The sequence below is a fragment of the Streptomyces sp. SCA2-17 genome (assembly GCF_044336695.1).
The window spans coordinates 4,727,852-4,738,385 of record NZ_CP117521.1 but is presented as its reverse complement, the minus strand read 5'-3'; the positions used below and the strand labels follow the sequence as shown (position 1 = coordinate 4,738,385).

Sequence of the window (10,534 nt, the reverse complement as noted above, 5' to 3'; positions counted from 1 at the left end):
GGAACGTGGCTTTAACCGGTTACCCACCGGACAATGGCGATCACTGCTCCTGTCAGGCCCCCTACTGCAGCAAGCATGGCCAGAGTGATGACCACGACGTCGAACTTGCCCGCTTTGTCGGCATCCAATTTGGCAGCCAACTTCTCCAGTGAGTCGGTCCGGGCTTCGAGCTTCGCCACAGCAACAGCGTGCGTGACGTTCGCGGTCTCATTGATCAGGGCATCAGTCGCCTCTGCTGACTCTTCCTCAAGCCGAGATGCCAGCTCTTCCTGCGTCCTGGCGTGCTCCTCCAACGCCTTGAGTAGCTGGCCGCGGATTACAGGGTCCGCGACCTTCTCCTCCACCTCTGCGCGAAACCTCTCAAACTGTGCAGCCGGCTGAAGATCCTTGATACGGCTGAGAATGAGCCTCTTACGCTCGAGGAGGAGGGGTGCAATTCCGATCTCAAAGTGAGCTTCGCTCTTGACCGGTGTCAGGACGAGTCCAGCCTCCGCATGCGCCTTGACCTTCATCAACCCGAAGGAATCCGGGTGAAGGAGTGCCTCGTTTACAGTTTCGAGTGAGACCTGAAGCTGTTCCAGGGACTGGCGTTCGATCTGCTCCACTGTTAGACCGAGCTTCTTCAGGGCCGGCTCGAAGAACTCGCTCATCCCCTCTTCCAAGCGCTGATGCGCCGAGTGGATCACGCTTGGACTCCTGCTCATAGCTCTCCCGCCCTGTCCTTAATCGAATGCGCTTTGGGATGATTGCTCGGCGCACAAGGCCCTATGCAACCGTGGCACGGCCCGGGCCTGCGCGGAACCTATTCGCCGCACCTCAACCGCCGAGGTCTGAACGATGTCAGAGCCGATCGTTCGCCAGCGAGGGAAAGCCCACGGGGCTGCTGTCACGGTCTGTCGTGTTAGGCGGCGATCTGGAGGTCCTTGCGGGTCCGGTGGAGGAACTCGCGGACCGCCGGCTCGCGCCGCCAAGGGGCCAGGGCGGCGTTGAACTCGCGCACATAGTCCAGCGCGCGGGTGGATTTCACGCGGGCGAGGATGTCGACGGAGCGGTTGCCCAGCTCCAGGCCGTGGTCGAGGTCGCAGGCCTGGAGGTGGGCGGTCCCGACGATCGCCAGCCGCATGCCAACGGAGCGGGTGAAGACCCCGGGCTGCATGGCGGCGGCCTGCTGGTTCCAGGCCAGGGCGGCCTGGGGGTTCTTCAGGTCCCGAAAGACCTCGGCGGCGTCGGCGGACAGCCGCGCGTGGTGATAGAAGTCGATCCATCCCGGCTCGTCGCCGCTGTCCTCGCGGGTCCGCTCCAGGAGCCCTTCGGAGGCGGCCAGGGCCCGGGAAGCGGCCCGCTCGTTGCCGGTCCGCGCGTGAGCGCGGGCCTCGATGAGCTTGGTGAAGGCCAGCACCCGGGGCACCGCGTCGTTCTTGGCCCGTTCGAAGGCACCCTGGGCCATGTCGATGGCCTCCTCGGCGAACCCGCGCATGAGGGCCTGCATGGCCATGGTCGTCAGGACATAGCAGCCGAGCTGGACGTCCCCGCCAGCCCGGGCGAGGCGGAGGGCCTGGATGAAGTGCCGCTGGGCGACCTCATGCTGCCCAACGTCGAAGGCCGTCCAGCCGGCGAGGCGGGAGAGCTCGGCGGTAACGGAGAACAGCTCGCGGCCGACCTCGTCGGAGAACGAGCCCTGCAACAGCGGGACGGCCTGTTGTTCGAGGCAGGTGGTGACGGAGTTCGCCCGCCAGTTCCCGCCGCCGTATTTGGAGTCCCAGCGGCGGGCCTCGTCAGCGGCGTCCCGCAGTTCGTCCAGGTCCAGGCGACCGACCTGCGTCCCGCCCCGGTGATGGGCGGTGTCGTCGGCGGGGGTGACGAGCCAGCGGGTGACGGGGGTGGTGAACGCGGAGAGCGCGAAGCTCGATCCGGTCAGGAAGTCGCGGCGGTTCACACTGCTCCAGAACGAAGTGGCGACGCGGACGGCATCGGCGGGATCCCTGGGGAAATCCAACCCCAGGTCCGCCTGCGGTGTCTCGGCCTCGCCCATCCCGATCTCCGCCAACGCGACGGGGCGGCCGAGCCGTTCACCGACAGCCTGGGCCAGGAGCCGGGGGACGGGCCACTTCGGGGTCATGCCCCTGCGGCACCAGTTCGCGATGGAGGTATGCGAGTAGTCGGTCTCTATCCCGGCGGCCTGAGCGAGCTGGTTGACGCGGTGGGCGAGGGCTTTGTGACTCGCGCCGCTGGCTTCGATGAGCCGGGCCAGATCCGCGTTGGGCGGACGGGTCCGGCGGACGGTCGACGCCACGGGCGTCCCCCTCTGCCGATTCCGGTGACCTTTGCCGCGGATTCGCACACCTGGCTGAGCACAGAAAGTCGTACGCGAACCCGCGCGTCGGGTCACCGAGGGTATTGCCTCCCCGGCCCGGGGTGAACCCGGTCTGCGAGTTGTGAGCCCCCCTGCGAGCCCTCCCCGCGATCTTGTCCGGCCGGTGTGATGACGGTCCGGGTCGCGGCCGGGATCCGAGGACAGCTCTTCCGGCCGCGACCGCCGCCAAGGCATCCCAACACTCTCGGGGGTGAACCAGATGTGCGGAATCGCAGGACTGGCCGGACCAGACGCGGCCCGGCACCAGGCGACGGTCTGGGCGATGGGCGTGTCCCAGTCGCACCGCGGTCCGGACGGCACCTTGCACGCCGCTACGGCGGACGGGCGGGCGGTGCTGGCCATGAACACCCTGCTGATCGTCGACCCGGCCGCCGAGCCCGGCCCCTACCTCGACGCCGACAGCGGGCTGCTGCTGGCCTTCAACGGCGAGATCTACAACTTCCGGCAGCAGGCCGCCGCCTGGGGCATCCCGCTCGCCGACCGCGAGACCGACGCCCACCTGGTCCTGAGGGCCTGGGCCAAGCTCGGGGCGGCCTGCCTGGACGGGCTGGACGGCATGTTCGCGCTCGCCCTCTACGACCCGAACGCCGGCGAGGCCGGACGGCTCTTCCTGGCCCGCGACCGGCTGGGAGAGAAGCCGCTCTACTGGCGCCTGGACGGCAGCCGGCTCGCGTTCGCCTCCGAGGTCACCACCCTGACCGGCTACGGCCGGGCCCCGCTCGTCGTCCGCCCCGAGATGCTGGCCATCGAAACCCCCGTCGGCGTCGAGACCCCGTTCCAGGGCGTCCAGCTGCTGGCCCCGGCGAGCCTGCTGTCCTTCGACCTCACCTCCGGCTCGCTGGAGCACACCACCTGGTGGCACCTGGAGGACCGCGAGCCCTGGCAGACCGACTACGAGCCGGCGCTTGCCCGCTTCTCCGTCGTCCTGGCCGAGCAGGTCCCGCTGCGAGCCCCCTCGGGCGACTTCGCACTGCTTCTGTCCGGCGGCCTGGACTCCTCGGTCCTGGCCTACCTGATGCGGCCGCCGGTCTGCGTCACCGTCCGCTACCGGGGCCAGGACCGGCTGGACGAGTCCCGGATCGCCACCGCCATCGCCCAGGACATCGGCGCCGAGCTGGTGGTCGTCGAGCCGGACACGGCCGACTTCACCACCGTCCTGCCCCACATGATCAACGCGCTGGACTACCCGATGGGCAACGCGGCCACCTTCTCCGAATACATGGCCTACCGGGCCGCCGCCGACCAGGGCGTCAAGGTCGTCGTCGGCGGGCTGGGGCCGGACGAGTTCCTGATGGGCTACGTCCGTCACGCCCTGGTCCTCTTCGGCCCCGACGCCGTCCTGGACGCCGGGCTGAAGGCATACCGGCCGCTCGCGGGCAAGCTCCTGCACCCCGCCGGAGAGCCCCTGGAGCCGGCAGAGGCCGCCGCCCGCCTGATCCTCCGCGGCCCCGATCCTGACGGCAGGGTCCGCGAGCTGGTGACCGATGCCTTCACCCGGTCGGGCGGCGACACCGCCCGTGCGCTGACGCTCGCCGAGCTGGCGACGGCATGGCGGCCGCTGGTGATGACCAGCGACAAACTCGCCTCCGCCTTCGCCCTGGAGCGACGCTCGCCCTTCCTCGCCCGCGACCTCGTTGAGCTGTCCTACCGGCTCCCGGCCGACCACAAGACCACCGCCCCGGCGGCGGGGAAGCGCATCCTGCGGGACGCCGCCAAGGCCCTGGGCCTGCCGCGCGAGGTCTGGGCCAGCCGGGACAAGCTCGGCTTCGCCTCCCCGGTCCCCGCCTGGCTGACCGGCCCCCTCGCCCAGTGGGCCGACGCCCAGATCCGAACCGCCCTCGACGACGCCCCGGCGACGCTGCGGCCGCTGCTGGAGCGCGGGCTGGAAGCCGGCGGGCGGTTCGACCGCTCCCGCATGCAGGCCCTGATGGCAGCGGCCTGGTTTTCCGACCAGACAGTGAAGGCTGCCGCATGACGAACCCTCACGTCACTACGGTGTCGGGATGCACTCCGACACCACCACCGCCAAGGGCTCGTCCACCGCCCGCGGGGCCGTCGCGATCATCACCAACCGCAGGGGCGACGTCCTGATGCACCTCCGCGACGACATCCACGGCATCGCCTGGCCCGCCCACTGGAGCCTCCTCGGCGGAGGCGCCGACCCCGGCGAGACCCAGGCCGAGGCGATCGTCCGCGAACTCCACGAAGAAGCTGGCCTCACGGCCCGGGACCTGACCGAGTTGTTCGAGGTCCGCGATGAGGACGGCTCCGGCCAGCTCATCACCTTCTTCGCCGCCACCTGGGACGGCGACGAGAAGACCCTCCCCCTGGCCGAGGGCGTCAAGCTCCAGTTCTTCGCCCCCGAACACCTGCCGGTCCTGACGATCCCGCCGTTCATCCGGGACGGGATCACCCGCTATCTGGCCGCCCGGCCCGCCTGACACCCCGCCCTTCCGGACGGGAGCAACGGGGGTGGGGCCGGGCGGCCCCACCCCCTCCCTTTCGGAAGGACGAGCATGAAGCTCACCGTCATTGGCTGCGGCTACCTCGGCGCCACCCATGCCGCCTGCATGGCCGAACTCGGCCACGAAGTCCTCGGCATGGACACCGACCGCGACAAGATCCTCGCCCTCGGCGCCGGAAAGGCCCCGTTCTTCGAACGCGGCCTGGACGAGCTACTGGCCAAGCACACCGCCAGCGGACGGCTGAAGTTCACCGCCTCCTACGCCGAGGCCGCCGCCTTCGCCGACCTGCACTTCCTCGGCGTCGGCACCCCCCAGCGGACCGGGAACAACGCCTACGACCTCAGCGACCTCTTCGCCGCCGTCCGCCGCCTCGCCCCCCACATCCACCGCCCCACCGTGGTCGTCGGCAAATCCACCGTCCCCGTCGGCACCGCCCCGCGCGTCGCCGACATCCTCCGCGACAAGGCCCCGGCGGGCGAGCAGGTCGAGGTCGCCTGGAACCCCGAATTCCTGCGCGAGTCCTCCGCCATTGAGGACACCCTCCACCCCGACCGCCTCGTCCTCGGCTTCGCCGGCGAGGACACCCACGCCGAGACCGTGCTGCGGCAGTGCTTCGACAAGATCATCGAGGCCGGGACGCCGACGATCACGACCAGCCTGGCCACCGCCGAACTGGTCAAGAGCTCGGCGAACGCCTTCCTCGCCACGAAGATCTCCTTCATCAACGCCATCGCCGAAGTCTGCGAAGCCGCTGGCGCCGACGTTTACCAGCTCGCCGAAGCCCTCGGCCACGACACCCGCATCGGCCCGAGGGGCCTGCGGCCCGGGCTCGGCTTCGGCGGCGGCTGCCTGCCCAAGGACCTCCGCGGCTTCATGGCCCGCGCCGACGAACTCGGCGCCGACCAGGCCCTCGGCTTCCTCCGCGAGGTCGACGCGATCAACAACCGCCGCCGCGAACGCATGGTCGATCTCGCCCGCGAACAGCTCGGCGGCACCTTCAAGGGCAAGCGCGTCGCTGTCTGGGGAGCGGCCTTCAATCCCGGCACCGACGACATCCGCGACTCGCCCGCCCTCGCCGTCGCCGCCCGCCTCCACCGGCTCGGCGCCGGGGTCACCGTCTATGACCCCAAGGCCCTCGACAACGCCCGCAAGGCCCACCCCGAACTCGACTACGCGGACAACGCCTTCGACGCCGCCGAACGTGCCGACCTGCTGCTGCACCTGACCGAATGGCCCGAGTTCACCGGCATCAGCCCCGAGCGGCTCGCCATCCGCGTCTCCCACGCCAAGCTCATCGACGGACGCGGCACCCTCGACCCGGTCCGCTGGCGCCAAGCCGGATGGACCCACCGAGCCCTCGGCTGTGCCTGATCCGCCAGCGCGATCCCGTCTGCCCCAGCCGCCCGACTGGGGCAGACGGGTGTTCCCTGAGACAAATAGACGACAGACTTCCTGCGTCTGGCACTCCTTCGAGGGGCTCAGCCGAGGCGATCACACCTCTCATCAGCCGTTACTTCCTGTTCGAAGATCCGCTGCTGAACGTACAGCCCCTGTCCTCCGACGCCCGTCTGCGATCGACAGGATCGAGAAACGTGCAGGAATGGCGACCGCGTGCCGATGTGGCCTAGGTCGCGCATTCGGCACCGCACCACACGGCCCACCGCTACTCAGACGATCACGGCTCTCGAAGCACACGCTGCCTACCTGCTCCCGATCATCGATCGCGGCGAAACTCCCGCCCGCCGAGGCCCCCGTGGACTGAGCTATGGGCGACAACCTGTCTCAGCCTGACCAACTCGGGTGCTGCTTCAACGCCCTAGGAGTGTCAGACGTTTTGAGTAGCCTGACGCCATGAAGGCGAGCGACTTCCTGGTCTCGGTGCAACAAGACTTCTTCGGGGCACCGTGGGTGCGGCAGGTCCTGGATATCGAACGTGTGGCAGCGTTGAGGTCCGGCCCACTCGAAGACGTGCCGGACCTGGAGGCCGCGCAGGCCATCGTCCGCTTCGCTCACGCCGAGCTCGAAGCGTTCGGCACCAGCGGTGGCGAACGCGTGGATGATGAAGGAAGCGAGGAACTCCTGCGCTGCCTCAAGGCGGTGCTGCGGAGACACGGTATCGACTTCAACCCGCCCTTTCGCAGCCATGCCGGATTTCGCCGGTATTGGATCGGAAAGGGAATGGACGGCGGAGGCGGCTATGCGAAGCGCCGCGGCTATCTAGCGGATCTGTTCGATCCGATCCGGGCTCGACTGGACGAGTTGGAAGTGGCCAGCGAGCGCCTGGACGGCCTGCGAGGTGTCGACGGCACTCTCAAGAACATCGTCTTTGCTTCCACTGGCTACAAGCCCGAGATCATCATGAGCGAGATGATCGACGGTGCGATCGAAATCGTCGAGCACGCGGACACCTGCCTGGTCTATGACCGCCCGCTGACAGACACCGGACTGACCTGGGGCGAACTCGTAGACTGGTGGCGTGAGCAGAACAAGATGGCGGACGCCGACGATCGCACCGTGGCTCTGTCACTACACGACCGGCTGAAGAGGTCTCTTGGCTCTGAGGCCGAACACTATCTCTTCTACGCCTTCGCCGGTCGCTACGCGGAGACGGATGGGATGTCACAGCCCGCGCTTCTTCCTCAAGTTTATGTGCACTTCGACCCGCTTACCGAGCGCCAGCGACAGCTTCTGAGGAAGCCGCGCCGGCTCACCCGAGAACGCATGGACTTCCTACTGCTACTGCCCGGTGGAGTGCGGATCGTGATCGAGGTGGACGGCAAGCATCACTACGCGCGGGAAGTTCCGCAAGAGTCAGGCAACTGGGAAGTTGCAGCCGACCTCTACTCGAAGATGGTCGCAGAGGACCGTGCGCTGCGACTGAAGGGCTACGAGGTTTTCCGCTTCGGGGGAAAAGAGATACTTGAAGCCCGCGAAGATCTCTCATTCATCCGCCAGTTCTTCCGCGACCTCGAAGCGCGGTTCTGGGGCAGTCAGTCCTGAGCATCTTCTCCCCCGGACAGGCATGTGCGGCTGAGCGCAGGTTATCGATCGCGCCAGCGCCCCGGGCACACCCTTGCCTGCCTGAACGCTACGGCCCCTGGCAGACCGTGTACGAACGCCACCGTCGCTGGTCCGCCGACGGCACCTGGGCCCGGATCCTTCGTGTGCTGCAGGCCGGAGCCGACACCACCGCCCAGGGCGTGGACGGCTCGTGGGCGGTCAACGCCGATTCGACCGTCTGCCGGGCCCACCAGCACGCGGCCGGGGCCCGGCACCGTCCGCCGTCGGACCACCCGCAAAAAGGGGCGGGGCCCGCGGGGAAGCGGAGGGCCGTGAGGCCTTGGGACGCTCCCGGGGCGGACTGACCTGCAAGGTCCATCTGCTGGCCGACGACCGGTGCCGGCCCCTGACCTGGCTGACCTCGCCCGGCCAGCGCGGGGACAGCCCGATGTTCATCCCGCTCCTGCAGACCCTGGATGTGGCCCGGACCGGGACCGGACGTCCGCGCACCCGGCCGGACCGGGTCCGCGGCGACAAGGCGTACTCCAGCCGCGCAAACCGCGCCTACCTGCGGCAACGCGGGATCAAGGCAACGATCGCCGAGCCTGTCGACCAGCGGGTCAAACGTCGGCACCGGGGTCGGGACGGAGGACGTCCCCCGGCCTTCGACAAGGACCAGTACCGCCGGCGCAACACCGTGGAACGGTGCGTGAACAAACTGAAGCAGCACCGGGCCGTCGCGACCCGCTACGACAAGCGCGACTACGTCTTCCACGGCACCCTCGCCACCGCCGCCATCGTCATCTGGCTCCACGACCTCGTCAAAGAGCCATCAGACACTGCCTAGTCGCCGAGCCCAGTCACATGTGCTCGCTGGTGCCAGCTCTCACTGGAAGGTGCTATGCCTCCCCGACATTCTCACTGGTGACGGACGGCGACCGACCATGAGGCTGCCTGGCCGTTACCCAAAGAGAGGGGAGCATTGGGTGCATCCACTACGCGAGCCCCGTCTAGGGCACGTCATCGACGTAGGCGAGCACGTGCGCCGGTTCGTCAGCCCAAAACGGCCCTTCGTCGCTAGGGTCCCACCATCCTTGCCAGCCGATCTCGGCCCCACTAGGCATGTTCATGTCGCACGCACCAGGGAAGGAACTGGGGTTGCACGCGACCGCTACGCCAACCACGTGGCCGGGCTCGGGAACCTCTGCGGCATGTGCAGTGGCAGCAGCGCAAGCCCGGCAGGTGTCCGCCAACCTCCACATGAGGCCCCTTCGCTCACGTGACAGAAGCAGCCGAATTGGCCCATCGCAGCCTCGGTGCCGCGGATGCCATCGGCAGCCGTGCTCGCCGCATTGGCACGTGCGCCAGTGGGGTGCGAGCCTCTCCTTACGAGCGTGTCCCGCAAGGTGGGCAACAACAGCTCTACGTGGGAAAGACCCGGCTCCGATCCGGGTCTGACCGCATTGCGGGCACACCACAACGGCTCCCTCCGTATGCGGGCGGACCTCGACGGTCCAGGCGCGCCGTACTGGGTGCGTGATCATGCCGGGCGTCATCGGCTGTCGTCCTCCATCCCGTGTACGCCGGCCACGCTTGGAGCCCGACCTCGAGGCCGGGGAGTGGGCTGGCGGCGGCACACGGTAGTGCAGACCTCTGCCCTGCCCGGAAGGGCGAGTCGCAGCAAATAGGGCAGAGATCTGCACTGACAGGGCAGGGGTCTGCACCGTGCGATGGACGGGTGACGATCTTCCCGCCCGACCCCAACCTCGACGCGCTCCGCCTGGAGCTGTCACGGCAGCGGGCGGACCGTGGATGGACCTACGACGAACTCGCGGCCCGCAGCGGCCTTTCCCGCCGCACGCTCATCGAACTCGAGCAAGGCCGCACCGTTGGCAGCCTTGCCACCTGGCACGCCCTTGCCCACGCCCTCGGATCCCCGATTAACCAGCTTTTGGGCGTACTGTGCAATGGCCACGAGCCGCCCTCCCCGTCGGCCCGCTGACAGGCCGTTGGGCACCCATAGGGCATCAGGGGTTGCCACTCGAACCGGTGGCAGCATGTGAACGGATACTCGAATCCGGGAACCTCAGTGCGATGAATAAGGCTGTGCGGATGACGCCGACGGCCCTGACACACACCGAGCGGCGTGTCGCCTGTCAGCTTCCCCTTCATGCATTCCACCAACGCATCGCCCTCGAGCAGCGGCAGCCGCGCCTGGGACGGCAGCCTCAAGCATTACCGCACTCCTCGCTCTCTGCGCGTAGCCCCGGACAGCCCTACTCGTCTTTTGCGTACCGCGCAGACCGGCTGGTGCGCCGCTTGCGGCAACCAGGTTGAGTGGTACTGCCGCACAGGGGACCGCACTGTCCCGCTGCACCCGCGCGAACTGCCGGCTACAGCCGTGCCCGCGAGCCAGCGCTGGCATGTCAGCTCTGGCCTTGCCTACCCAGCCGGTGACGGATCTCCCTGGTGCCGTGTACGCCACCACGCCATCTGTCCGGCTACCAATCCGGAAAACTACCGGGGGCTCCTAGGCGCTCTACGCCGCGCCCTGGCCATCCGCTCCCGCCGCCTGGCAGAAACAGGTGCCTTCGCGTCACACACGGATCCAAGTCGATCGGATGTCGCCCAGCCGACACTGCATGTCCGGCCGGTGATCCGTTGCCTCTACTCCCTGTACCTCGCACCTGGCCCG

7 protein-coding genes and 2 pseudogenes are annotated in these 10,534 nt (G+C 68.3%); 7 read left to right on the top strand and 2 right to left on the bottom strand.

The window, feature by feature from the left end; all coding sequences use genetic code 11:
• Positions 1 to 11 precede the first annotated feature (11 nt).
• Together PS271_RS21590 and PS271_RS21585 are read right to left on the bottom strand one after the other, a co-directional pair.
• Complete coding sequence (locus PS271_RS21590) at positions 12 to 650, bottom strand: hypothetical protein (protein ID WP_398383855.1); 639 nt, start codon at positions 648 to 650, stop codon at positions 12 to 14.
• A 251-nt stretch (positions 651 to 901) separates the two neighbouring features.
• Complete coding sequence (locus PS271_RS21585; protein ID WP_398383853.1) at positions 902 to 2,293, bottom strand: NsdA family TPR-like regulatory protein; 1,392 nt, start codon at positions 2,291 to 2,293, stop codon at positions 902 to 904.
• Between the two features lie 280 nt (positions 2,294 to 2,573).
• On the opposite strand from PS271_RS21585, the gene PS271_RS21580 reads away from it, so the two are divergent.
• The 7 genes and pseudogenes from PS271_RS21580 to PS271_RS21550 form a co-directional block, all read left to right on the top strand.
• Complete coding sequence (locus PS271_RS21580; RefSeq protein ID WP_398383851.1) at positions 2,574 to 4,349, top strand: asparagine synthetase B family protein; 1,776 nt, start codon at positions 2,574 to 2,576, stop codon at positions 4,347 to 4,349.
• Positions 4,350 to 4,377: 28 nt separating this feature from the next.
• On the top strand, positions 4,378 to 4,815 hold the full coding sequence (locus tag PS271_RS21575) for an NUDIX domain-containing protein (protein WP_398383850.1): 438 nt from the start codon (positions 4,378 to 4,380) through the stop codon (positions 4,813 to 4,815).
• 75 nt (positions 4,816 to 4,890) lie between these two features.
• On the top strand, positions 4,891 to 6,210 hold the full coding sequence (locus PS271_RS21570) for a UDP-glucose dehydrogenase family protein (protein WP_398383848.1): 1,320 nt from the start codon (positions 4,891 to 4,893) through the stop codon (positions 6,208 to 6,210).
• A 480-nt stretch (positions 6,211 to 6,690) separates the two neighbouring features.
• On the top strand, positions 6,691 to 7,839 hold the full coding sequence (locus tag PS271_RS21565; RefSeq protein ID WP_398383847.1) for a putative endonuclease domain-containing protein: 1,149 nt from the start codon (positions 6,691 to 6,693) through the stop codon (positions 7,837 to 7,839).
• A gap of 77 nt (positions 7,840 to 7,916) precedes the next feature.
• Positions 7,917 to 8,686: pseudogene (locus tag PS271_RS21560) on the top strand (IS5 family transposase); the annotation flags it as partial.
• An 891-nt stretch (positions 8,687 to 9,577) separates the two neighbouring features.
• Positions 9,578 to 9,841 (top strand): helix-turn-helix transcriptional regulator, encoded by a 264-nt coding sequence (locus tag PS271_RS21555; RefSeq protein WP_398383845.1) that lies wholly within the window; start codon positions 9,578 to 9,580, stop codon positions 9,839 to 9,841.
• A gap of 168 nt (positions 9,842 to 10,009) precedes the next feature.
• A pseudogene (locus PS271_RS21550) lies at positions 10,010 to 10,405 on the top strand (DUF6083 domain-containing protein); the annotation flags it as partial.
• Positions 10,406 to 10,534: the final 129 nt, after the last annotated feature.